This window comes from Curtobacterium sp. VKM Ac-1393, assembly GCF_015350995.1.
Lineage (GTDB): Bacteria > Actinomycetota > Actinomycetes > Actinomycetales > Microbacteriaceae > Curtobacterium.
In genome coordinates, this window is the sequence record NZ_JADKRW010000003.1 from 282,636 (window position 1) to 305,569 (window position 22,934).

The 22,934-nt window shown below is 70.9% G+C and carries 20 protein-coding genes; 12 read left to right on the forward strand and 8 right to left on the reverse strand.

The genetic code is table 11. The annotated features are described in order from the left end of the window. Positions 1-16: 16 nt before the first annotated feature. Positions 17-838, reverse strand: coding sequence for a 16S rRNA (cytidine(1402)-2'-O)-methyltransferase (rsmI, locus tag ITJ59_RS08510; protein ID WP_194650671.1), 822 nt, complete (start codon positions 836-838; stop codon positions 17-19). Positions 839-936: 98 nt separating this feature from the next. On the opposite strand from rsmI, the gene ITJ59_RS08515 reads away from it, so the two are divergent. Continuing rightward, positions 937-2,568, forward strand: coding sequence for a dolichyl-phosphate-mannose--protein mannosyltransferase (locus ITJ59_RS08515; protein ID WP_194650672.1), 1,632 nt, complete (start codon positions 937-939; stop codon positions 2,566-2,568). A 155-nt stretch (positions 2,569-2,723) separates the two neighbouring features. On the opposite strand, the gene ITJ59_RS08520 is transcribed toward ITJ59_RS08515, so the two are convergent. Continuing rightward, on the reverse strand, positions 2,724-3,392 hold the full coding sequence (locus ITJ59_RS08520) for a TetR/AcrR family transcriptional regulator (RefSeq protein ID WP_194650673.1): 669 nt from the start codon (positions 3,390-3,392) through the stop codon (positions 2,724-2,726). Positions 3,393-3,560: 168 nt separating this feature from the next. On the opposite strand from ITJ59_RS08520, the gene ITJ59_RS08525 reads away from it, so the two are divergent. From ITJ59_RS08525 to ITJ59_RS08555, 7 genes are all read left to right on the forward strand, one after another. Beyond that, on the forward strand, positions 3,561-5,102 hold the full coding sequence (locus ITJ59_RS08525; RefSeq protein ID WP_194650674.1) for an MFS transporter: 1,542 nt from the start codon (positions 3,561-3,563) through the stop codon (positions 5,100-5,102). A 160-nt stretch (positions 5,103-5,262) separates the two neighbouring features. Further along, positions 5,263-6,135, forward strand: coding sequence for a sulfurtransferase (locus ITJ59_RS08530; RefSeq protein WP_194650675.1), 873 nt, complete (start codon positions 5,263-5,265; stop codon positions 6,133-6,135). 40 nt (positions 6,136-6,175) lie between these two features. Then, positions 6,176-7,243: an NAD-dependent epimerase/dehydratase family protein gene (locus ITJ59_RS08535; RefSeq protein ID WP_194650676.1), complete on the forward strand. Its 1,068-nt coding sequence runs from the start codon at positions 6,176-6,178 to the stop codon at positions 7,241-7,243. Positions 7,244-7,254: 11 nt separating this feature from the next. Next, positions 7,255-7,785: an ATPase gene (locus ITJ59_RS08540; RefSeq protein ID WP_194650677.1), complete on the forward strand. Its 531-nt coding sequence runs from the start codon at positions 7,255-7,257 to the stop codon at positions 7,783-7,785. Between the two features lie 91 nt (positions 7,786-7,876). Continuing rightward, positions 7,877-9,721 carry a thioredoxin domain-containing protein gene (locus ITJ59_RS08545; protein ID WP_194650678.1) on the forward strand — a complete coding sequence of 615 codons (1,845 nt, stop codon included), beginning with the start codon at positions 7,877-7,879 and terminating at the stop codon, positions 9,719-9,721. 17 nt (positions 9,722-9,738) lie between these two features. Continuing rightward, on the forward strand, positions 9,739-13,596 hold the full coding sequence (gene hrpA, locus ITJ59_RS08550; protein WP_194650679.1) for an ATP-dependent RNA helicase HrpA: 3,858 nt from the start codon (positions 9,739-9,741) through the stop codon (positions 13,594-13,596). Positions 13,597-13,615: 19 nt separating this feature from the next. Next, positions 13,616-13,984 (forward strand): VOC family protein, encoded by a 369-nt coding sequence (locus ITJ59_RS08555; protein ID WP_194650680.1) that lies wholly within the window; start codon positions 13,616-13,618, stop codon positions 13,982-13,984. Here the strand turns inward: ITJ59_RS08555 and ITJ59_RS08560 are convergent, their stop codons facing one another. After that, positions 13,985-14,524 (reverse strand): YbaK/EbsC family protein, encoded by a 540-nt coding sequence (locus tag ITJ59_RS08560; protein WP_194650681.1) that lies wholly within the window; start codon positions 14,522-14,524, stop codon positions 13,985-13,987. It lies immediately after the preceding gene. 42 nt (positions 14,525-14,566) lie between these two features. On the opposite strand from ITJ59_RS08560, the gene ITJ59_RS08565 reads away from it, so the two are divergent. Then, complete coding sequence (locus ITJ59_RS08565) at positions 14,567-15,220, forward strand: CatA-like O-acetyltransferase (RefSeq protein ID WP_194650682.1); 654 nt, start codon at positions 14,567-14,569, stop codon at positions 15,218-15,220. A 158-nt stretch (positions 15,221-15,378) separates the two neighbouring features. Here the strand turns inward: ITJ59_RS08565 and ITJ59_RS08570 are convergent, their stop codons facing one another. Genes ITJ59_RS08570 through ITJ59_RS08580 form a run of 3 tightly spaced genes read right to left on the reverse strand, consistent with a single transcriptional unit; the run spans position 15,379 to position 18,930 of the window. Continuing rightward, a complete protein-coding gene (locus tag ITJ59_RS08570; RefSeq protein WP_194650683.1) occupies positions 15,379-17,013 on the reverse strand; it encodes an extracellular solute-binding protein in 1,635 nt (544 codons plus the stop codon). 4 nt (positions 17,014-17,017) lie between these two features. After that, positions 17,018-17,944, reverse strand: a complete 927-nt coding sequence (locus tag ITJ59_RS08575; protein WP_194650684.1) for a carbohydrate ABC transporter permease — start codon at positions 17,942-17,944, stop codon at positions 17,018-17,020. After that, complete coding sequence (locus ITJ59_RS08580) at positions 17,941-18,930, reverse strand: ABC transporter permease (protein ID WP_323749453.1); 990 nt, start codon at positions 18,928-18,930, stop codon at positions 17,941-17,943. Before ITJ59_RS08580 ends, ITJ59_RS08575 begins: the two co-directional genes overlap by 4 nt. A 164-nt stretch (positions 18,931-19,094) precedes the next feature. On the opposite strand from ITJ59_RS08580, the gene ITJ59_RS08585 reads away from it, so the two are divergent. Next, positions 19,095-20,102: a LacI family DNA-binding transcriptional regulator gene (locus ITJ59_RS08585; RefSeq protein WP_194650685.1), complete on the forward strand. Its 1,008-nt coding sequence runs from the start codon at positions 19,095-19,097 to the stop codon at positions 20,100-20,102. 137 nt (positions 20,103-20,239) lie between these two features. Here the strand turns inward: ITJ59_RS08585 and ITJ59_RS08590 are convergent, their stop codons facing one another. Both ITJ59_RS08590 and ITJ59_RS08595 read right to left on the reverse strand, forming a co-directional pair. After that, positions 20,240-20,971: an esterase/lipase family protein gene (locus ITJ59_RS08590; RefSeq protein WP_228511257.1), complete on the reverse strand. Its 732-nt coding sequence runs from the start codon at positions 20,969-20,971 to the stop codon at positions 20,240-20,242. Beyond that, on the reverse strand, positions 20,968-21,741 hold the full coding sequence (locus tag ITJ59_RS08595; protein ID WP_194650686.1) for an alpha/beta fold hydrolase: 774 nt from the start codon (positions 21,739-21,741) through the stop codon (positions 20,968-20,970). The genes ITJ59_RS08590 and ITJ59_RS08595 overlap by 4 nt, the downstream gene beginning before the upstream one ends. 83 nt (positions 21,742-21,824) lie before the next feature. Between ITJ59_RS08595 and ITJ59_RS08600 the strand changes: the two genes are divergently transcribed. Both ITJ59_RS08600 and ITJ59_RS08605 read left to right on the forward strand, forming a co-directional pair. Continuing rightward, positions 21,825-22,337, forward strand: a complete 513-nt coding sequence (locus tag ITJ59_RS08600) for a hypothetical protein (protein ID WP_194650687.1) — start codon at positions 21,825-21,827, stop codon at positions 22,335-22,337. Positions 22,338-22,356: 19 nt separating this feature from the next. Next, the gene (locus ITJ59_RS08605; protein WP_194650688.1) at positions 22,357-22,905 is read left to right on the forward strand and encodes a dihydrofolate reductase family protein; all 549 of its coding nucleotides are present in this window, start codon (positions 22,357-22,359) and stop codon (positions 22,903-22,905) included. Positions 22,906-22,934 lie beyond the last annotated feature (29 nt).

The following is a 22,934-nucleotide window of genomic DNA, read 5'->3' on the forward strand; positions in this document are numbered from 1 at the left end:
CCGGCACTGCCGTCGTCTACCGCGCCGCGAGCGCGCCTTCGTACAGGTCGCGTTTCGACAGGCCGGTCGCATCAGCGACCGCCGCTGCGGCCTCCTTCATGCGCATGCCGGCGGCCACCCGCTCGAGCACGAGGCGGACCCCGTCGTCCAGCGTCGCTTCCTCCGTGGCCTCGGCCGCCCCGGCGACGACGATGCAGATCTCGCCCTTGACTCCTTCGGCGGCCCAGGAGGTGAGCTCGTCGAGCGGCCCACGACGGACCTCTTCGTAGAGCTTCGTGAGCTCGCGGCAGACCGCGGCTCGTCGGTCGCCCCCGAACCCCACGGCCATGTCGGCGAGCGTCTCGGCCAACCGGTGCGGCGACTCGAAGAAGACCATCGTGCGCTGCTCCCCCGCGAGCGCCTGGAATGCACGGCGGCGTTCCCCGCCCTTGCGCGTCGGGAACCCCTCGAAGGTGAACCGGTCCGTCGGCAGGCCCGAGACCGCGAGCGCCATGAGCACCGCCGACGGGCCGGGCAGCGCCGTGACGGTGACACCCGCGGCGGCCGCGGCCTCGACGAGCGGGAAGCCGGGGTCGCTGATCGCGGGCATGCCGGCGTCGGTGAGGACCACGACGTCCTGGTCGCGCGCGAGCTCGACGACCTCGGACGCCTTCGCCCGCTCGTTGTGCTCGTGCAGGGCGATGAGCCGCGGACGGTTCTCGATGCCGAGGGCGCGCATGAGGTGGATGGCGGTCCTGGTGTCCTCGGCCGCGACGACCGTGGCGTTGGAGAGGGTCTCGACGAGACGGCGCGAGGCGTCCCCGAGGTTGCCGATGGGCGTTGCTGCGAGGACGATCACGCCCCCATTGTCCCCGCACGGCGATGCCGGCGCGGCCACGCGGCGCGAGCACCGCGGTCGCAGCGCGGACATACCCCCGATCCGTAGGATGCTCAGCGATGACCAGCGAGCTGACCGACGACCGCACGGCCGTGCCCGACGGGCCGGTCGGCTCGCGGCTCGACGACTGGTGGGGGCGGGTGCTCTCCACCGCGCAGCGCGTCGCGGTGTGGCGCTGGGCCGGACCGATCGCGGTGACGCTGCTCGCCGCCGTGCTCCGCCTGGCGAACCTCGGGAACCCGCACTCGCTCGTGTTCGACGAGACCTACTACGTCAAGGACGGCTGGTCGATCGTCCACCTCGGCTACGAGGGCACCTGGCCGGCGAACCCGAGCAGCGACTCCGCCCCGACGACCGACGACCGGTTCTCGAGCGGTGAGACGGACATCTTCACCAGCGCCGCGGAGTTCATCGCGCACCCGCCGCTCGGCAAGTACCTGATCGGGCTCGGCATGCTCCTGTTCGGGGCGGACAACTCGTTCGGCTGGCGGTTCGCCGTCGCCGTGCTCGGCATCGCGACGGTCTTCCTGACCGCGGTGATCGCCCGCTCGCTGTTCCGCTCGACCCTGGTCGGCACCCTCGCCGGCGGCCTGCTCGCCGTCGACGGGCAGGCGATCGTGATGTCCCGCGTGACGCTGCTCGACGGCATCCTGACGTTCTTCGTCGTGCTCGGGTTCGGGGCGCTCCTGTTCGACCGGCGCCAGAGTCAGCGGCGGCTCGACGACTGGGTCGCGGAGCGGATCGCTGCCGGCCGGGACACCCTGTGGGGGCCCGTGCTCTGGTGGCGTCCGTGGCTGTTCGCGATGGGCCTGACGATGGGGCTGGCCACCGCGACGAAGTGGTCGGGGATGTACTTCCTGGCGTTCTTCGCCGTCTACTCGGTGCTGAGCGACATGATGATGCGCCGCCGTGCGGGCGTGGAGTTCTGGTCGTCGAGTGCGCTGCTGCAGCAGGCTCCGGTGTCGTTCCTGCTCACCGTGCCGATCGCCGCCGTCACCTACGTCGCGTCGTGGACGGGCTGGTTCGTGTCGAAGGACGGCTGGGACCGGAACTGGCTGGCCTCCGGCGGGGAACGCTGGACCGGTCTGCTCGGACGGGTGCCGGACAGCCTGCAGAACTGGTGGCACTACCAGTCGGAGATCTACAACTTCAACATCGGCCTGCACACGCCGCACTCGTACCAGGCGAACCCACTGCTCTGGCTCGTGATGCAGCGCCCCACGTCGATGTTCTACGTCGGCACCGACGCCGGGCAGGACGGCTGCTCGGCCAGTCGCTGCGGTGAGGCCATCACCGGCGTCGCGAACCCGTTCATCTGGTACGCGGCGGTCATCGCGACGGTGGCGCTGCTCGTGCTCTGGATCCTGCGCCGGCAGTGGCAGTACGGCTTCGTGCTGCTCGGCGTCGCCGCGGGCTACCTGCCGTGGCTGATGTACGTCAACCGGACGGTCTTCCAGTTCTACACGATCGCCTTCGAGCCCTTCATGGTGATGGCGCTGGCTGCCGCGATCGGGTTGCTGCTGGGGTCACGGACGGACCCACGGCCCCGACGGACCCGCGCGATCGTCTGGGTCGGCGTGTACCTGGTCGTGGTCGTGCTCGCATCGGCGTACTGGTACCCGATGTGGACGGCGATCCAGGTGCCGTGGGACTTCATCCGGTCGCACTACTGGCTGCCGAGCTGGCTGTAGCGCGCGTCGGGTGTCGGCCCGGCGCCGTGGTCGCGACCGGTCCGGCGCTCTGGTCGTGACCAGACCGTCGGACGGGAGGCGTGGGTCGGCACCGCCACGGGCCTCCGGTCCGGAGGCGGCTCGGACCACGGCCCGGCCCGAGTCGCCGGGACGCGTCAGGACTGCGCGTGCAGCGCGCGCTCGATGGACTCGCGGTCGAGCGGGTCGCCGACCATGCTCGCGGCGGTCGCGCTCTCGGTCTGCGGCAGGACGCCCTCGATGAGGAGTTCGGCGTACCGGCGCCAGGCGTTCGGGTCGTGCTCGCGGGTGGCGTCCGCGACGGCGCCCACCATGGCGGTGAGCATCGGCAGGTCGCGGTAGTCGAACCCGGCCCGGACGACCCCCGCGGTATCGGCACGACCGATGATCGCGGAGACCTGGCGCTCGAGCCGGTCCCGCTCCTGCACGATCGACGGACGGGCCTTGCCGGCGCGCACGATGGCGTCGGCGAGCGCACGGTCGCGCGCCCGGAACTCGAACACACCGGTGAGGTAGACGCGCAGCGCCTCACGCGGATCCACGACTTCGGCTGCACGGGCCGCGGCGTCGTTCATCGCCTCGAACTTGGTTGCGAGCAGCGCCTCGATCAAGGAGTCCTTGTCGGCGAAGCGGCGGTAGACGGTGCCGACGCCGACGCCGGCTTCGTGCGCGATGTCGTTGAGGGTGACCGACAAGCCGCGCTCCGCGAAGCACTTGCGAGCCGTCTGCAGGATCAACTCGCGGTTGCGTGCCGCATCGGCGCGCAGCGGGCGCTCGAGGTCGGGCGCGGACTCGGTGGTGCTCACGGTGCCGAACCTAGTTGAACTTTCTGGGAATAAGTGGATGCGGACCTTCCGTTTCGGTCTACACTGTCCACAAACGGATGCCGTGCATCCGCTTGGATCCTCCCTCTTCGAAACGCCCGACGGCGCGCGCTTCGTGCTCCCCCTCCAACCTTCTCGAAGGAGGCTGCCGTGACGGCAGAACACACCGTGCCGACCCCCACCGGGGCCGCACCCACGACCACTGGCACCACCCCCGCCAAGCCCAACCACCGTTGGATCGCCCTGGCGGTCATCGCCCTCGCGCAGCTGATGGTCGTGCTCGACGCCACCATCGTGAACATCGCGCTCCCCTCGGCCCAGGCCGACCTGGGGTTCGGCACCGACCAGCGCCAGTGGATCGTCACCGCGTACTCGCTGGCGTTCGGCTCGCTCCTGCTGCTCGGCGGACGCCTCGGCGACCTGTTCGGGCGGAAGAACACCTTCATCATCGGTCTGGTCGGCTTCGCCGTCGCATCGGTCCTCGGTGGTCTCGCCGACTCGTTCGGTCTGCTCGTCGCCGCCCGGGCACTGCAGGGTGTGTTCGGCGCGCTCCTCGCCCCGAGCGCCCTCGGCATGCTGACCACGACCTTCCGCGACCCGAAGGAGCGCGGTCGTGCGTTCGGCATCTTCGGGTCCATCGCCGGTTCCGGTGCGGCCATCGGCCTGCTGCTCGGCGGCGTGCTGACCGAGTACGCCTCGTGGCGCTGGTGCCTCTACGTCAACGTGGTCTTCGCCGTGCTCGGCGTGATCGGTGCGCTCGTCTTCATGGAGAAGCCGCCGAAGGTCGACCGTCCGCGCATCGACGTCCTCGGGGTCATCACGATCACCGCTGGTCTGGTCGGCGTCGTCTACGGGTTCTCGAATGCCGAGACGAACGGCTGGGACTCCCCCGTCACCATCGCGATGCTCGCCGCCGGCGTGCTGCTGATCGCCGCGTTCGTGTTCATCGAGACGCGCGTGGCGCACCCGCTGCTCCCCCTGCGGGTCGTGCTCGACCGCGACCGTGGCGGATCGTTCATCGCCATCGGCCTGGTGGCGATCGGCATGTTCGGCATCTTCCTGTTCCTGACCTACTACCTCGAGCAGACCCTCGGGTTCAGCTCGCTGCAGACCGGTCTGGCGTTCCTGCCGATGCCGCTGTCGATCATGGTCTCGGCGACGCAGATCGGTGGGCGACTGCTGCCCCGCGTCGGCCCGAAGATCCTGATCTTCGCCGGTGGCCTGGTCGCCGCGATCGGCCTGCTCCTGCTGCTGCGCACCGACCTCGACAGCTCCTACGCAGGAACCGTCCTGCCGGCACTGATCGTCATCGGTCTCGGCATGGGCACGATCTTCTCGTCCGCGATGAACACCGCGACGACCGGGGTCGCCCGTGCCGACGCCGGTGTGGCCTCGGCGACGGTCAACACCATGCAGCAGATCGGCGGCTCGATCGGCACGGCACTCCTGTCGACGATCTTCGCCGACGTCGTGAAGAACAGCCTGTCCGGGCTGTCGGCGGCGCCCACGAAGCTGCAGCAGGCGCAGGCCACGCTCGACGGGTACCACGTGGCGTTCGGCATCTCGGCCGGGGTGCTCGTGCTCGTCGCCCTCGCCGGTGGCCTGCTCATCAACCGGCAGTCGGTGCGGCTCGACCGGCTTGCACACGCTGCGTCCACGACGACCGGGAGCATCCCCGCCGCCGCACACTGACGCGTCAGCGGGGCGGTGCCGACTCGATCCGACGATCGCGATGTCGTGCGACGACCACCATGTCGTTCCGAGTCGACGCACAAGCCTCCACACGCGCCCCGGTTGCGCAGTGTGTCGGTTTCCCTGTCACCCGTCAGTGGTCCGCATTATCGTGTGCGGCATGGCCCCCGTCCTGACCTCGCCGCTCGTGTCGACGCAGTGGCTCGCCGACCACCTCGGTGGTGACGAGCTCGTCGTCCTCGACGCTTCGGTACACACGGTGGGGACCGGCCTCGAGACGACGTGGCGCTCCGCGGTCGACTCCTACGAGCGGCGTGGACACGTCCCCGGAGCCCGGTTCGCCGACCTCGTGGACGAGTTCTCCACACCCGGTGCCGAGGTGCCCTTCACCCGGCCGAGTGCCGAGCGGTTCGAAACCGCCGCCGGTGACCTGGGCGTGACGAACGCCTCGACGGTCGTGGTCTACGACGACCGCGTCGGCGAGTGGTCGGCACGGCTGTGGTGGATCTTCCGGTCGTTCGGGTTCGACTCGGTCGCGGTCCTCGACGGCGGCTTCACGAAGTGGCGCGACGAGGGCCGCCCGGTCCGCGTCGGAGCCCTCCGCCAGGCAGCTGGTGCAGCGAAGGCGCCCGACGACGACAGCGCCTTCCTCGCCGGTGAAGAGCGCCCGCTGTGGGCCGACCGCGCCCGGGTCCGCCGTGCCGTGACGGGCGACGAGCCGGCGGCCCTGGTGTTCGCCGCGCCCGAGGCCTCACTCGGCACCGACCACGCACCGATCATCCCCGGCAGCACCCCGATCACGGTGGACACCCTGGTCGACCCGGAGACGAACGCGTACCTGCGCGGACCGAAACTGGCCGCGGCGTTCGCAGCCGTCGTCGGCGAGGACGAGATCGTCACCTACTGCGGGGTCGGCAGCGCTGCGTGCGTCGATGCGTTGGCACTCACGGTGCTCGGCCACGACAACGTCACCGTGTACGACGGCTCGCTGCTGGACTGGTGGCGACACGAACCCGAGGCGCTGGCGTCCTGACGACACCGACCGCCGGGGACCGTCCCGCTAGCGTTGGCGCATGAGCTCCAGACGCGCGGTCATCCTCGGCGGCACCGGCGGGATCGGTTCGGCCGTCGCACGTGAACTCCTCGACGCCTCCGGCCGGGGCGGCGACGACTGGCAGGTCGACGTCCTCGCTCGTCGTGGCGGCCCGGCAGCCGATGCCCTCACCGCCCGTGGCGTGACGTTCACCGCGGGTGACCGCCGCGACACGAGCACCCTGCGTGATCTGCTCCGCCCCGGCGCGGACCTGCTCGTCGACACCGTCGGCCTGACCCGCGACGACGCGACGCAGCTCCTGCCGTTCCTCGACGACGTCGGCTCCACGGCGTTCGTCTCCTCGCGCGCCGTCTACGCGGACGAGCAGGGCCGGCACGCGAACTCCGTGGACAAGCCGGTCTTCGGTGCTGCCGTCACCGAGATCCAGCCGACGGTGCCCGCAGGCGACGGCGACCCGACCAGCCGCGAGGGCTACGGCGCCGCGAAGGTGGCCGCCGAGCAGGTCCTCCTCGACCACGGCGCTCCGGTCACGGTCCTGCGCCCGTCGAAGGTGTACGGCGTCGGCATCGGTCGTCCGCGCGAGTGGTTCGTGGTCCGCCGCGTGCTGGACGGCCGCGAGCGGATCCTGCTCGCCGACCACGGCCGTGGCGTCGACCACACGACCGCGGCGAGCGGCATCGGCTCGCTCGTGCGCCTGGTCGCGGATGCTCCCGATCGCCGCATCCTCAACGTCGCCGACGAGTCAGCCCCGACCGCGCTCGAGATCGTGCGCACCATCGCCGGGCACCTCGATCACCGCTTCGACGAGGTCCTGCTCGACGCGGACGCCCCAGCCTTCGTCGGGACCACGCCGTGGTCGTCGCCGGCACCGTTCGTGCTCGACACCACGGCGGCGCGAGCGCTCGGGTGGCAGCCGCCGACCTTCGCGACCGCCGTCGTGCCCGAGCTCGACTGGCTGATGGAGACCGCGCAGTCCACACCGGCGGACGGCGACGTGCCGTGGGCCGACGACCCGTTCTGGGAGCACCTGTTCGACTACGGGCCCGAGGACGCCGCGCTCGCGCTCCTCTCGCTCGGCCTCGGCTGACGGCGCCGAGCATGCCCCGCTCCGAGGTCCTGTTCATCGGCGGTCGCTCCGGCGTCGGCAAGTCCACCGCTGCCGAGGCCCTGCACGACCTGCTCGTCGCTGCGGACGTCCGGCACGCGGTGATCGAGGGCGACCTGCTCGACCTCGCGCATCCGGCGCCGCACGTCGAGCACCCCGAGGCGCACCTGGCCGAGCGGAACCTCGCGGCGATGTGGCGGGCCTACCGCGAGCTCGGACACCACCGGCTGGTCTACACGAACACCGTTTCCGCGCTCGAACACGAGCGTCTGGCCGCCGCCATGGGCGACGACCCCGTGGTCACGACGGTCCTGCTGCGAGCGGCAGACGGTCCCACCGCCGAGAGGCTGGCCCGACGGGCAGGTGGCGATGTCCCGCAGGCGCAGCTCGCGCACAGCACGCGGACGGCCGGGAGGCTCGACTCGGCTTCCGGGGACACCGTCACCCGGGTGGACACGGACGATCTCACCCCCGCCCAGGTCGCGCAGCGTCTCGCCGCGTTGATGGGATGGCTCCCCCGCTGACCTGGCGACCGGCAGCTGTGGACATCGACGATCCGTCCACAGATCGCGTCCGTCGCCGGCCCGCTCAGTCGCCACGGGGCACGCTGGAGGCATGAACGACAACCGGCTCGGCACCTCGGTCAGTCCGTACCTCCGCCTGCACGCCGACAACCCGGTCGACTGGCGCGAGTGGGGGCCCGAAGCGTTCGCCGAGGCACGGGAGCGCGGCGCCCCCGTCCTGGTGTCGGTCGGCTACGCCACGTGCCACTGGTGCCACGTCATGGCGCGCGAGAGCTTCGCGGACCCGGAGATCGGTTCACTGCTCCGCCAGGACTTCGTCGCCGTCAAGGTCGATCGCGAGGAACGTCCCGACGTCGACGCCAGCCTGATGGCCGCCGCGAGCGCGTTCACCCAGCAGCTCGGGTGGCCCCTGACCACGTTCCTGACGCCCGACGGTCACGTGTTCTTCGCCGGCACCTACTTCCCGCCGACCCCGGTGGGCCAGGTGCCGGCGTTCCGGCAGATCCTGGCGGCGGTGCTCGACGCCTGGACCGAGCGGCGGCACGAGGTCGACGCGAACGCCGCTGCCATCGCGACAGCGATCCGGCAGGGGGCCGAGGCGGACGCGACCGCCCGCGCCGGCGAGGGTGCTGGCGGACCCACCACGGGCCTCCCGTCCGTCGACAGCATCCGGGCCGTCACCGGCCAGCTGTCGCAAGCCGAGGACACCACCTACGGGGGTTTCGGCGGCGCGCCGAAGTTCCCCAGCACGCCGTTGCTCGAGTTCCTCGCCGATGCTGCGGCCGACGGCGACGCCGAAGCCGACGGCTTGCTCGACCGGTCGCTGCACGCGATCCGGGCCTCCGAGCTGACCGATGCCGACGGCGGCGTGTTCCGGTACGCGACCAAGCGCGACTGGAGCGTGCCGCACTACGAGCGGATGCTCTACGACAACGCAGGGCTGCTCGCGGTCGCCGGGGCCGAGCAGGCACGCGGCATCGCCGACTTCCTGCGCGACACCCTGCGGCAGCGCGACGGCGCGTTCGTCGCCGCACAGGACAGCGAGTCCACGATCGACGGCCAGCGGGTCGAGGGCGAGTGGTACCGACGGCCGCTGTCCGAACGAGTGCACCTCGACCCGCCACCCCTCGACGGCCAGGTACTGACCGGCTGGAACGGCCTGGCGATCCGCGGGCTGGCGATCGCCGGAGCACGCCACGACGACCACGAGATGATCGACCTCGCGCGCGCGGCGGCCGACGCGCTGCTCGACTCGCACGTGCGCGACGGACACGTCGTGGTCCGCTCGAGCACGTCCCGCGGGCCGTCGGCGGCACCAGCGACCATCGAGGACGTCGGGCTGCTGGCCGAGGGGTTGCTCGAACTCGCGCTGGCGACCGGCGAGGTCTCGTACGCCGTGACCGCTCGCTCCCTGGTCGACGACGGTCTCGCAGGCCGGTTCGACGTCGACCCCGTGCTCGCCGGAGCCGGGACCGCGACCGGCGAGCAGCCGCAGACCGCGATGCGCTCCGGCACGGCGGCGTTGGCGTCCGCGGCAGCCGCGCTCGCAGCGCTGACCGGTGACTCCGCGTACCGCGCGGCCGCCGGTCGGCTCGTGGCTGACCGAGCGCGGACCGGGACGGAACGGCCGCTCGGCCACGCGGATGCCCTGGGTGTGGCACTCGCCCTGCATCGGCCCTCTCGTGAGGTCGTGGTCGTGACGTCGGACCCGCACGACCCACTCCGCGATGCCGTCCGCGCCACGCGCCGACCCGGCACGGTCATCGCGACCGTGACCCCGACGCAGGCTGCGGAGTGGGCGGCCGCGGGGTTCGAGCTGTTCGCAGCACGGGACACGCTCGACCCGGCGGCCTACGTCTGCCACGACCGTGTGTGCGCCCTGCCGGCACGGTCGGCAGCGGACCTCGCCGCCGGGCTCGCAGCACCGACGGCGTGACGTATCCTGGAATGCTCATGTCTCCCACGCCGCCAGTCATCACGTACCCGCCCGAACTGCCGGTGTCGCAGCGGCGGGACGACATCGCGGCTGCCATCCGTGACAACCAGGTCGTCATCGTCGCTGGCGCCACCGGCTCGGGCAAGACCACCCAGCTGCCGAAGATCTGCCTCGAACTGGGGCGCGAGAACATCGGACACACGCAGCCCCGACGGATCGCCGCTCGCACCATCGCCGAGCGCGTCTCCGAAGAACTCGGCAGCGAGCTCGGTGACCTGGTCGGCTACCAGGTCCGGTTCACCGACAAGGTGTCGTCGAAGACCCGCATCAAGCTGATGACCGACGGCATCCTGCTCAACGAGATCCACTTCGACCGCGACCTGAAGCGCTACGACACGATCATCATCGACGAGGCGCACGAGCGGTCGCTGACGATCGACTTCCTGCTCGGCTACCTCAAGCGGCTGCTCGTCCGGCGCCCCGACCTCAAGCTCATCATCACGAGTGCCACGATCGACCCCGAGTCGTTCTCGAAGCACTTCGGCGACGCCCCGATCATCGAGGTCTCCGGGCGGAACTACCCGGTCGAGATCCGGTACCGCCCGCTCGTGTCCGAGGACGCCGACGACACCGACGAGGACGACGAGACCGACTCGCGCACCGCCGACCGTGGCGCGGCGAACAGCGCCGACGACCGCGACACCCTGCAGGGGATCACCGACGCACTCGACGAGCTCGCGCGCGAAGACCCGGGCGACGTGCTCGTCTTCCTGTCCGGCGAGAACGAGATCCGCGACGCGCAGGACGCCATCGAGGGCAAGCGGTACCAGGGCACCGAGGTCCTGCCCCTGTACGGCCGGCTCTCCGCCGCCGATCAGCACCGCGTCTTCGACCGCCGCACCACGCCGGGGATCCGCCGACGCGTGGTGCTCGCCACGAACGTCGCTGAGACCTCGCTGACGGTGCCCGGCATCAAGTACGTCATCGACACCGGCACCGCACGCATCTCGCGGTACTCGCCGCGCGCCAAGGTCCAGCGCCTGCCCATCGAGGCGATCTCGCAGGCCAGCGCGAACCAGCGTTCGGGTCGAGCGGGCCGCACGAGCGCCGGCATCGCGATCCGGCTCTACTCCGAAGACGACTTCGAGCGCCGTGACGAGTTCACCGACCCCGAGATCCTGCGGACCAACCTCGCCGCGGTGATCCTGCAGATGATCTCCCTCGGGTTCGGCGACATCGAGTCCTTCCCGTTCCTGCAACCGCCGGACTCCCGCGGCGTGAAGGACGGCCTCGACCTGCTCCGCGAGCTCCGCGCCGTCGACAAGGACGGCCGGATCACGAAGTCCGGCCGACAGCTCACCCGACTGCCGATCGATCCGCGGCTCGGCCGGATGGTGCTCGAGGCCGGGCGCCAGGGCGTCGGGCGCGAGGTCGTCGCTGTCGTCAGCGCCCTGAGCATCCAGGACCCCCGCGAACGCCCGCTCGAGAAGCGCGCCCACGCCGACCAGATGCACGCCCGCTTCGCCGACCCGACGAGCGACTTCCTGACCCTGCTCGCGCTGTGGAACTACATCGAGGACAAGCAGGACGAGCTGTCGTCGAGCGCGTTCCGCCGGCTCTGCAAGGCCGAGTTCCTCAACTACCTGCGCATCCGCGAGTGGCAGGACCTGTACCGCCAGCTCTCCCGCGCCGCGAAGCAGGTCGACGTCCGCGTCGGGCAGTCCCGCTCCGATGACGGCGACGCGGTGCACCGGTCCCTGCTCGCCGGTCTACTCAGCCAGATCGGGCTGCGCGACCGCGAAAAGCGCGACTACCTCGGCTCGCGGAACACCCGGTTCGTGGTGTTCCCGGGCAGTGTGCTCGCGAAGAAGCAGCCCGACGCGGTGATGGCGGCCGAACTCGTCGAGACCAGCCGGTTGTTCGCACGGACCGTCGGCCGGATCGACCCCGCGTGGGTCGAGCCCCTCGCCGGTGATCTGCTCAAGCGCACCTACGGTGAACCGCACTGGGAGAAGAAGCAGGGCGCGGTCGTCGCGTACGAGCGCGTGACCCTGTTCGGCGTCCCGATCGTGCAGCGCCGGAGCGTGCAGTACGCCCGGATCGACCCGGAACACTCTCGCGAGCTCTTCATTCGGCATGCCCTGGTCGAGGGCGAGTGGGAGTCGCAGCAAGCCTTCGACCGCTCGAACCGGAAGCTCCGCAAGGAGCTCGAGCAGCTCGAAGAGCGCACGCGCCGCCGTGACATCCTGCTCGACGACGAGAACGTCTACGAGTTCTACGACGCCCGCATCCCCGCGGACATCGCGACGACCCGTGACTTCGAGGGGTGGTGGCGGACGACGCGCCGCCACCAACCGGACCTGCTCACGATGCGCCGGGGGGACCTGCTGGACGAATCCGCTGCCGAGGCGGCAGAGGACGACGCCGAGTACCCGACCCAGTGGCGGAGCGGCGACCAGCGGCTCGCGATCCAGTACCGCTTCGAGCCGGGCGCGCAAGACGACGGCGTGAGCGTGCAGGTGCCGCTCGCGCTCCTCCCCCGCATGCGCGAGGAGGGCTTCGACTGGCAGGTCCGCGGCCTGCGCAAGGAGCTCGTGACCGCCCTCATCAAGTCGTTGCCGAAGCAGATCCGCAAGAACGTCGTCCCCGCGGCGGACTGGGCCGAGAAGATCGTCGCCGAGCTGCCGGACGACGCCCCGACCGAGCCGACCGAGTCGTTCCGCTCCACCCTGGCCAAGGCGATCCAGCGGATGACCTACGTGCCGGTGTCGGAGTCCGACTTCGACCTGTCCCGCGTGCCCTCGCACCTGCTGCCGACGTGGGCGGTCGTCGACGAACGCGGTCGCCGCGTCGAGGCGGGCAAGGACCTGTCGGCTCTGCAGACCAAACTCAAGGACCGCACCCAGCAGAGTGTCGCCTCCGCCACGGTGCGGGCTGCGGGGCGACCGGGAGGCGCGGCTCGCGTCGCCGCTGCCGGTGGCGGTGCCGGGGTGGAACAGTCCGGCTTGACCACGTGGCCGGCCCAGGACCTGCCACAGACCCTCGACACCAAGCAGGCCGGCGGTGTCATCCGCGCCTACCCGTCCCTGGTGGAAGAGGGCACCGGCCCGAAGGCGACCGTCGGGGTGCAGTTGCTCGCGACGCCGTCCGACCGGCAGGTCCGCATGCCCACCGGGGTCCGTCGCCTGGTGATGCTCGCGGTGCCGTCCCCGGTGTCGTACATCCAGTCGCACCTGACCGCGCAGGAGAAGCTCGCACTCGCGGCGAGCCCGTACGCCTCGACGAACGCGTTGTTCGACGACGTGCTCGCGGCCGTCGTCGACGCGGTGATCCGCCGAGCCCACCCGGACGGTCTCGTGTTCACGAAGGCCGCGTTCGAAGCGGTCCGTGACGCCGTGTCGGCGACGGTGGTCGACACGATGTTCACGGCGGTGTCCGAGCTCGCTGCCGTGCTCCTCGCCCAACGGTCCACCGAACGAGCACTCAAGCAGGCGAACTCGATGTCCCTGCTCGGTGCGCTGACCGACATGCGGCAGCAGATGGAGCGTCTCGTGAACCCGGGATTCGTCTCCGTCGCCGGGCTCGACCGGCTCCGGCGGATCCGGGTGTACCTGCAGGGCATCGAGGCGCGCGTGCAGAAGCTGCTGCAGAACCCCGGGCGCGACGCCACCTGGATGCGCGAGGTCACCGTCGCCACCGACCGCTACGTCGACGCGGGCGGCACCTTCCCGCCGTCGGTCGGCGCGCACCCCGAGCTCGTGCACGCGCGGTGGATGCTCGAGGAGTTCCGCCTCAGCCTGTTCGCGCAGGAGCTCGGGACCGCCGAGACGGTGTCGTTGCAGCGGATCACGAAGGCCCTGACCGCGGCGCGCTGATCGGTCTACCGTGTCGGCCATGATCGGCACACTCGACATGGTCGTCCTGGACTGCGCAGACCCTCGCGGCCTGGCACGCTTCTACGCGGAGCTGCTCGGCGGCGAGATCGTCGGCTTCGACGAGGACTGGGCCGAGGTCGCGCTCCCCTTCACCGACCAGCGGCCACTCCTGGCGTTCCAGCAGGTCGAGGGCTACCGCGCACCGGAGTGGCCCGGCCAGCTCGTCCCGCAGCAGAGCCACCTCGACGTGAAGGTCGATGACCTCGACGACGGCGAGGCAGCGGTCCTGGCGATCGGTGCGACCGCCACGGGATCGGCGACGGACACATTCCGCGTCTACCTCGACCCGGCGGGCCACCCGTTCTGCCTCATCCGCCCGAACGACTGATCAGCCTTCGGTCGCCAGGCCCTCGACGACCTGCACACCCGGCAGCGCTCCGAGTACGGAGCCGGTCAGGAACACCTTCGCGCCGCGGCGGCCTGCCCCGATCACCGCGTCCGGTGCATCGAGCACACGGGAATCGATGTACACGGGCCACGCGGAGGGCAGCCCGATCGGGGTGATCCCGCCGTACTCCATGCCCGTCAGCTCCACGGCCTGGTCCATCGGCGCGAAGCTCGCCTTCCGCACGTCGAGCAGCTTCCGGACGACACGGTTCACGTCGAGGCGGGTGTGGGCGAGCACGACGCACGCGGCGAACCGGACGTCCTCGCCGCGCTTGCCCGCGACGACGATGCAGTTCGCCCCGCCGTCGAGCGGGAAGCCGTAGGCCTCCGAGAACGCGGCGGTGTCGGCCAGGTCGGGATCGATCGCGGCGACGTCGATCCGTGCTGCGACGTCGCCGGGCAACGCGGCGAGCGCCGCGGCGACGGGTGCGGCCAGCAGTTCGGGAGCGGTCAGGGCGGGAACCCGTTCGAGCGTCGGCATGGCTCCACACTAGGCACTGCCCGTTCGAGCGAGACTGACGGCATGACGGAGCTCCGACCGATCGACCTGGACACCTGGCCCCGACGCGAGCACTTCGAGCACTACCGGCAGCGTGTGCAGTGCTCCTACGAGGTGACCGTCGACGTCGACGTCACGGCGTTCGTCGCGGCGGTCCGCACGAGCGCGGCGAAGACCTACGCGTCCCAGATCTGGGCGATCGCGACCGTGGTCAACCGGCACGCCGAGTTCCGGATGCAGTTGCTCGACGACGGCTCCCCCGGCGTCTGGGACGTCGTGCACCCGATGTTCACGGTGTTCCACCCGGACACGGAGACCTTCTCGGCGTTGGTGGTGCCCTACGACGAGGACCCCGGCCGGTTCCACGCCGCCGCGGTCGAGACGATGGAGCGGTACCGGGACGACGTCCGGATGTTCCCGCAGGACGACCGGCCCCGGAACGTGTTCGACGTCTCCACCTTCCCCCGCACGTCGTTCACGGGGTTCGCGCTGCACGTCCGCGACGGGTACGACCACCTGTTGCCGATCATCACGCTCTGCAGGTACCGGGCGGACGGTGACCGCACGGTGATGCCGCTGGCGCTGCAGATCAACCACGCGGCGGCCGACGGTTTCCACACCTCGCGGATGGTCCAGGAGCTCGAGGACCTGTTCGCCGACCCGTCGTGGTTGGCGTGACCGCGTAGCGGACGGGAGGCCCGTGGCGGACCCCGCCACGGGCCTCCCGTCCGCTCGCCCCGAGTCCAAGGCCACGCAAGACGCCGTCGTGTGCGCGAGACGCCGCGGAATTGCGCGGCGTCTCGGAGACATGGAGGCGTCTTGCCAAGACGACGGCGTCACGCGCCGGCGCGTGCCTCCAGGGCTTGCTCGAACTCGCGCCGCATCGCGTCGCCGCCCCGGCGGCGCCAGTCCCGCACGACGGCCTTCCACCCCGACACCGGCGCGCGGCCGAGCAGCACGTCGTTGATCGCACTCGTGGCGGCGGTGCCGATGGCCGGCCCCTTGGTCGAGTTCGTCGGCGAGTACAACCCGTAAGTGGGGTTCGTGATCCCGTCGTCCAACCACGAGGACAGCGACTCGTAGACGACGTCCGTCATCTCCGGGGCACCCGAGTAGAAGAGCGGCAGCGGGCACTCCGTGAAGTACTGCAGTGGGAACTCACCGAGCGCGGTCTCGCTGTTGCCCGTCTTGGTGAGGACCGGGGCGCCGTCGCGCAGGTCGAAGTCCCGGCCCTCGATGCCGAACTTCCGGTACATCCAGGCCTCGGTCCCGAACGGCGACGCACACCAGTTCAGGACGCCGAGCAGCATGCGGATGCGCTCCTCGGACCCGGCCGCGAGCGCGGTGATCGCGTTGTTCGGGTCCCCGAGCCACGGCTTCGGCTTCGCGCCGCCCGGACCGACGAACGGAGCCATGGTCATGCGGAACCCGCTGCCCGGCTCGGCCTGCTGCAACAGGCCGGGGATCGCGCTGTAGCTGTCCTGGAGCATCAGCGCCGAGCCCTGCACGAACCACACCTTGCCGTTGTAGGCGGTGACGCTGTCCGGGTGGACGAGCCCGTCTGCCAGGAGCTTCCGCGACGCCTCGAGCATGTCCTGGTAGGCGTCGACCTCGTACATGTGGGTCAGGCGGCCGCCCTGCTCCTCCCATTGGTTGGGCACACCGAACATCGACGCCAGGATGTTGGTCGGCACGGAGCCGAGGGCCCAGCGATTGCGCTGCGGGTCGGAGACCTCGCGGCAGAGCGCCTCGAACTCGTCGAGGTCGCCGAAGGACGGGTCGACGCCGAGCTGCTCGAACAGGTCCTGCCGTCGGTGCAGCACGCCGGTGGTCAGGGGCCCACGGGGCACGGGGACGCCGTAGATGCCGCCCGAGAACACGGTGCCGCGCCAGGACGCGGTGGGCAGGTTGGCGAGGTAGGGGTAGTCCCGGACGCCGCTGCCGGAGAGGATCTCGGTGAGGTTCGCCGCCTTGGCCTCGAGGAACTGCGGCAGGTACGAGAACGTGCCGAACACCGTGAACACGTCGCCGAGGGTGTCGCCCGCGACCTGCGTGGCGAACTTGTTGCCCCAGTCGGCGTTCGGCGTGATGGTCAGGTCGAGGTCGACGCCCATCCGCTCGTCGAGGCCCTGCCAGTACGGGTTGCTGCCCTTCGACGGCGGGACGGGCGAGTTCGTCGGGACGCTGCCGTGCAGCGTCGACCCGTCGCCGGGCACCCGGTCCGTCGGAACCAGGTCCGACGGGATCCTTCGGAACGCGGACGGCATGAGCGCACTGGTCTTCGGGAGCACCGGGTCCGGCCCGCCGGCCCACGGCACGTAGTCCGGCAGCGTGACGGCCCGGTTGATCGCCTTCACGTCGGTGGAACGGGTGACGGTGTCACAACCGCCCAGGAGGCCCGTGGCCGCGATCCCGAGACCGCCAGCGATCAGGCCGCGGCGGCTGATGCCCCGTGGTGCGTTGGTCGTCATGGTGTCAGCCCTTCACGGCGCCGGTCAGGACACCCTTGGCGAAGTGCCGCTGCAGGAACGGGTAGAGGATGAGGATGGGGACGATCGAGACGACGAGGATCGCCATCTGGATAGACGCCTGCGGGGGCAGCGCGTCGGAGCTCGTGCCGAGGTCGGCGCCGCCGAGCTGCGCGTTGTTGATCACGTAGGTGCGGAGGACCAGCTGCAGCGGCCACTTCGCGGTGTCGTTGATGTAGAGCAGGGCGTTGAAGAAGGCGTTCCAGTAGCCGACCGCGTAGAACAGCCCGATGACGGCGAGGACGGCCTTCGACAGCGGGAGCACGATCCGCAGGAAGACGCCGAAGTCACCGGCGCCGTCGATGCGGGCGCTCTCGATGAGCTCTCGCGGGATCGCCATGAAGAACGAGCGCATCACGATCACGTTGAACGCGCTGAGCGCCGTCGGCAGGATGAGCGCCCAGTAGGAGTCGAGCAGGCCGAACTGCTTGACCACGAGGTAGTTCGGGATGAGCCCCGGCGCGAACAGCAGGCTGACCAGCACGAGACCCAGGACCACGCCGTGTCCGTAGGATCCCGGCCGGCTCAGCGCGTACGCCAGCATCGCGGTGACGAACAGGCTGATCAGGGTGCCGACCGTGGTGATGCCGACACTGACGAGCAGTGCCCGGGTGACGACGCCACCGGCGAAGATGCTCTCGTAGGCACTGAAGTCGAGCCCGGTCGGCCACATCACGAAGCCTCCGGCGCCGTTGACCTGGCTGGAGGACGCGACGCTCGTCGAGACGATACCGAGGAACGGCAGCAGGACGACCAGGCAGATCACGAGCAGGACGAACCCGGTCAGCAGCCGACCGGGCAGCGGTGGGGCGTCCAGCGGGCGGTGCTTCCGGGTGGTCCCCGCGGGCACGGTCACGCTCCGGGTGGCGCTCATCGCGACTCCTTCTGGTAGACGCCCGCTTCGCCGAAGACGTGCGCGAGCTTGTTGGCGCCGAGGACGAGCAGCACGCCGACGACGCCCTTGACGAGCCCGACGGCCGCGGCGACACCCCACTGCCCGCCGAGCACACCGTTGTTGTAGACGTACGTGTCGAGGACCTCGCTGGCCGCACGACCGACCGCGGCCTGCTGCAAGAGAATCTGCTCGAACCCGACGGTGAGCGAGTCACCGAGACGCAGGATGAGCAGCAGGATGATGATGCCGCGCATGCCCGGCAGCGTGACGTGCCAGAGCTGCCGCCAGCGCGAAGCGCCGTCCATCTTCGCCGCCTCGTACAGGCTGGCGTCGATCGAGCTGAGGACGGCGAGGAACAGGATCGTCGCCCAGCCGGTGTCCTTCCAGATCACCTGGCTGGTGAGCAGGGCGATGAACCCTCCGGGGTTGCCGAGGAAGTCGATCGCGTCACCGCCCGCGGCACGGATCGCGTTGTTCACGAGCCCGGAACCGCCGAGGATCTGCTGGAACACGGCGACGACGATCACCCACGACAGGAAGTGCGGCAGGTACAGGATCGACTGCACGACGCCCTTGATCCGCTCGGACAGCAGCGAGTTGAGCATGAGCGCCAGGATGATCGGCGCGGGGAACACGAACACGACCTGCACGAGGGTGATCACGAGGGTGTTCCGGAGCGCCCCGAGGAACTCGCCGTTGCCGTCGAACACCACCGAGAAGTTCTCGAACCCGACCCAGGGGCTGCGGCCGAGCGGGACGAACGGCAGGTACTCCTGGAACGCGATGAGGTTCCCGAGCAGCGGCAGGTAGTGGAACCCGAGCAGCAGGGCGACTCCCGGCAGGCCCATCAGCAGCAGCACCCGGTCGCGGCGGATCCGCTGCCACGTGCTCCGTCGGCGGAGCCCGGGGTCGGGTGGTGGTGCGGTGTGCGCGGTGGTCGTCGCGCGGACGTCGAGCTTCGTCACTCGGTGGCCTCCTCCGTTGGATTCCTGCAGCGACCCTGGCGTGCGGAGTTGCAACGTGGCAATCCGTTGCCAAACGTTTCCATCGTTGTAACGCTCCAGTGAGCGCACACCCGCGGCCACGCACGACGACTCCACCGGAGACCGGCCGCGCTACGCTCGTCCCGATGCGCGCAACCGTGCGGGACGTGGCCACCCTCGCCGGGGTGTCGCCGAAGACCGTCTCCAACGTCATCAACGGCGGCGTCGTGGTGCGCCCGGAGACCCGCGAGCGCGTCGAGCGGGCCGTCGCCGAACTCGACTACGTGCCGAACCTGTCCGCCCGCGGGCTGCGGAACGGCCGCTCCGGTGCGATTGCCCTGACCCTTCCCGAGATGGGCAGCGCCTACTCCGCCGAACTCGCGCAGTGGTTCGTCGAACTCGCCCGCGAGCGCGGATGGGTCGTCCAGCTCGACCAGACCGGCAACGACCCGGCCCGCGAGCGCGAACTCGTCTCACGAGCCCGCGCCCACCTCGTCGACGGCCTCGTGCTCAACCCGGTGTCGCTCAGCGCGAGCGTCCTGGCCTCGACCGAGGGGCTGCCGCCGACCGTCGTGATCGGTGAGGTCGAGCCCGAGCACGTCGACCAGGTGCACGTCGACAGCCGGGCCGCCGCCGAGCAGGTCACCGCCTACCTGGTGTCCCGGGGCCACCGCCGGATCGCCGTCGTCGGTGCCGCCCGGGCATCAGAGCCCACCGCCACCAGCGAGCTGCGGGAGCGCGGGTACCTCGCTGCACTCGCCACTGCCGGGATCGAACCGGACCCGGCGCTGCGGGTGCCGCTGCCGTCCTGGACCACGAGTTCGGCGGCGACGGCGTTCGCGGCCTGGCTCGACGAGCACCCCCTGCCCGACGCCGTGTTCGCGTTCACGGACTCGATCGCCTTCGGCGTGCTGCACGTCCTGGCCGCCCGAGGTGTCCGCGTCCCCGAGGACGTCAGCGTCATCGGGTTCGACGACATCGACGGTGCGGCGTACGCGATCCCCGCGCTCAGCACGGTGTCGTTCGACCGGCGGGCGTTCGCGACGGCAGCGCTCGACCTGCTGACCCGACGGATCGAGGACCGGAGCCTGCCACCGGAGACCGTGGTGGTGCCGCACCGCATCGTCGAGCGCGCGAGCGTCGCTGACCGCTGACCTGCGTTGCTCCGCCCGGGGTTCCACAACTCGCCGCGTGCGCATCGCCGAGGTTCCGAACCGCGGCGATCCGAGCGCCGACTTGCCGAGATTTCGGAACCTCGGGGACAGGGACGGGCCGGGCGCGGCGCGGCGCCTCAGGCCGGGTCGGCGGCCGCCAGGACCGCGTCGCGCGTGCGGGCGTCACCGAGGATCCGGAAGTGCCCGCCCACCGGCAGCCGCACGTTCGTCGCCCCGGACAGTTCACTGCCCTCGGGGATGAGCGTGTCGAACACCCCGTAGACCGAGGTGATGCGGGCGTTCGCGTCGAGCTCCCGCGCCAGTCCGGCCAGCACGGGGTCGGCCGCCCGGAACACCCGCAGGTGCCGTACCGGAGCCAGTCGCGCGTAGCCCGACCCGGCGAACGGCGTCGACACGGCGACCATGCGGTCGATGCGGCCGTGGTCGTCGAGCTGGGTCATCGCGTACTTCCCGATGAGCCCGCCCTTGCTGTGCGCGAGCACGAGCACGTTCCGCAGGCCGTGCTGCTCGAGGTACGCGAACACGTCGCGCGCCGAGTCCGGCACCGGCCGCAGGTTGTGCCGCAGCACCGGCAGCACGTGCACCGGGTGCCCGCGGTCGTGCAGGGCGTCCATGAGCGGCCGCATGAAGTGCCAGGTCTCGTAGACGCCGGGGATCACGACGACGGGCTGGCCGTCGCCGGTCCGGTAGTCGTCAGCGGTGGTGGGCCCGAGGCTCCGGACCTGCCACGAGATCGCGTACCACCAGTCGAGTGCGGCCCACCTCGCGCGTCGCACCAGCGGGATGCCGGGAGGCACGGGTCGACCCGTGCGCGTCGGCCCCGTCGCCGAGGTGGTCGGCTCGGTCATCGGAGGCCCTCCATCGTCTGGGAGCGTCGGAACTCGCCGACGAGTCGGGCGAACGCGACGGGGTGCCGCTCCTGCACGTGGTGCGGCCCCGGGAGTTCGACGAACGATCCTCGCGGTGCGCGGGCTGCCACGCCGACGGCCCAGTCGCGGCGCACGATCGGATCCTCGGCGCCCCGGACGACGAGGACGGGTCGGCGCACTTCGGCGATCGTGTCCTCCAGCCGGTACCGGAGCATCGGGGGGAGCTCACGGAGGTACTGCCGCAGGCTCCGCAGGTAGTCGGTGACGAGCACGCCGTTCATCCGGAGCCCCTCGCCCGCCCCGTCGCGGAACAGGTCCGACGCCACCAACGGCAATGAGCGACGCTCCACCGGGATCACCGGGCTGACCAGCACGACGGACCCGACCGACGCGGGGTGCTGCCGGGCGGCCTCGGTCACGACCTGCGCGCCCATCGACTGTCCGACGAGCACGAGGTCGTCGGCTCCCCGCGAACGGACAGCCCGGACGACCAGGTCGCCGAGCTCGGCCATCGACAGCGACCGTCCGGCCGACGGCAGTCCGCCGAACCCGGGCAGGTCGACGCTGACCGTGCGGTGGGTCGCGGCGAGGGCGTGCTGCGACCGCGCGAACGAGCGGTGGGACATGCCGATGCCGTGGACCAGCACGACCGTGGGGAGGAGGTCGCTGCGCAGGCGTCCTGCGGGGGCCGCCGTGTGCAGGCGCACGGACAAGCCATCGATCCGGATCGTCTCCACCTTGGCGCGCACGAACCGAGGCTACGCGGCAGTTCGCAGCACCGGATCAGCGTCGTCATCGGCCGCCCACAGACACGGGGTGTGCACTGCCTTCCATGAGCGACACCACTCCCCCGAACGGCCACGAGCCGGGCGACGCCGCCCGCACTCCCCCGGCAGCGGCACCGGCCGGCTGGGGTTCGGCCCCGACGCCGACCTCGACCGCCACCCTCGACGCGCCAGCACCCGCACCGAACCAGTACGCCCAGCAGCCCTACCGGGCCGACGCAGGTTCCTGGAACGCCGTCGACCCGAACGGCACCACCCCCTGGTACGGCGCCTCGGCCCCGACGAACCGGAAGAGCGCACCGAAACCGCCGTGGTTCTGGCCGGTCCTGGCTGCGATCGTCGGACTCGCAGCGCTGCTCGTCGGCGGTGGCATCGGCTTCGCCATCGGTCATGCGATCGGTGGGAACCAGTCCCAGTCGACCACGCAGGTACCCGGCACGAACGGCGGGACGAACGGCGGCACGAACCAGTTCCCGGGCAACGGCACCGGGCAGCTCCCCGGGTACGGATCCGGCAGCGGCACGGACGGCAGCAGCAGCGACAGCGGCACCGGCAGCTGATCCGCAGTACGCTCCGGCCATGCGCAAGGTCACCGCAGGGCTGTTCACGTCGGTCGACGGCGTCGTGCAGGACCCGTACGAGTTCCAGTACGACAGCTTCGACGACGAGCTCGGGGCCGGGATGGGCGCCTTCATGGCCCGCACCGACACCGTCCTGCTCGGCCGGAACAGCTACCTCGAGTGGGCCGAGTGGTGGCCCGCGCACCCGGACGACCCGTTCGGGCAGTGGATCAACCCGATCGAGAAGTACGTGGCCTCCACGACGCTCGGCGACGACCTGACGTGGCAGAACACCACCAGGATCCCCGGCGACCTCGACACCTTCGTCCGCGAGCTCAAGGAACGCGACGGCGCCGACATCGCGGTGTGCGGCAGCGTGAGCGTCGTCCGGCACCTGCTGTTCGCGGGACTCCTGGACGAACTGCAGCTGATGGTGCACCCGGCAATCGCCGGCGCCGGCCGGAAGCTCTTCGAGCCGACCGACCCGGCCACGCGTCTGCGGCTGGTCGACAGCACCGTGACGAGCAAGGGGAACGTCGTGAGCACCTACGCACGGCTCGACGCCTGACGGAGCCGACCCGGGCCTCCCGGTCGGCA

Bases quoted from the DNA above. Each gene is read 5' to 3' on its own strand.
- ITJ59_RS08515 (WP_194650672.1), top strand. From the start codon at position 937: ATGACCAGCGAGCTGACCGACGACCGCACGGCCGTGCCCGACGGGCCG.
- ITJ59_RS08530 (WP_194650675.1), top strand. From the start codon at position 5,263: ATGGCCCCCGTCCTGACCTCGCCGCTCGTGTCGACGCAGTGGCTCGCC.
- ITJ59_RS08535 (WP_194650676.1), top strand. From the start codon at position 6,176: ATGAGCTCCAGACGCGCGGTCATCCTCGGCGGCACCGGCGGGATCGGT.
- ITJ59_RS08540 (WP_194650677.1), top strand. From the start codon at position 7,255: ATGCCCCGCTCCGAGGTCCTGTTCATCGGCGGTCGCTCCGGCGTCGGC.
- ITJ59_RS08545 (WP_194650678.1), top strand. From the start codon at position 7,877: ATGAACGACAACCGGCTCGGCACCTCGGTCAGTCCGTACCTCCGCCTG.
- hrpA (WP_194650679.1), top strand. From the start codon at position 9,739: ATGTCTCCCACGCCGCCAGTCATCACGTACCCGCCCGAACTGCCGGTG.
- ITJ59_RS08555 (WP_194650680.1), top strand. From the start codon at position 13,616: ATGATCGGCACACTCGACATGGTCGTCCTGGACTGCGCAGACCCTCGC.
- ITJ59_RS08560 (WP_194650681.1), bottom strand. From the start codon at position 14,524: ATGCCGACGCTCGAACGGGTTCCCGCCCTGACCGCTCCCGAACTGCTG.
- ITJ59_RS08565 (WP_194650682.1), top strand. From the start codon at position 14,567: ATGACGGAGCTCCGACCGATCGACCTGGACACCTGGCCCCGACGCGAG.
- ITJ59_RS08570 (WP_194650683.1), bottom strand. From the start codon at position 17,013: ATGACGACCAACGCACCACGGGGCATCAGCCGCCGCGGCCTGATCGCT.
- ITJ59_RS08575 (WP_194650684.1), bottom strand. From the start codon at position 17,944: ATGAGCGCCACCCGGAGCGTGACCGTGCCCGCGGGGACCACCCGGAAG.
- ITJ59_RS08585 (WP_194650685.1), top strand. From the start codon at position 19,095: ATGCGCGCAACCGTGCGGGACGTGGCCACCCTCGCCGGGGTGTCGCCG.
- ITJ59_RS08590 (WP_228511257.1), bottom strand. From the start codon at position 20,971: ATGACCGAGCCGACCACCTCGGCGACGGGGCCGACGCGCACGGGTCGA.
- ITJ59_RS08600 (WP_194650687.1), top strand. From the start codon at position 21,825: ATGAGCGACACCACTCCCCCGAACGGCCACGAGCCGGGCGACGCCGCC.
- ITJ59_RS08605 (WP_194650688.1), top strand. From the start codon at position 22,357: ATGCGCAAGGTCACCGCAGGGCTGTTCACGTCGGTCGACGGCGTCGTG.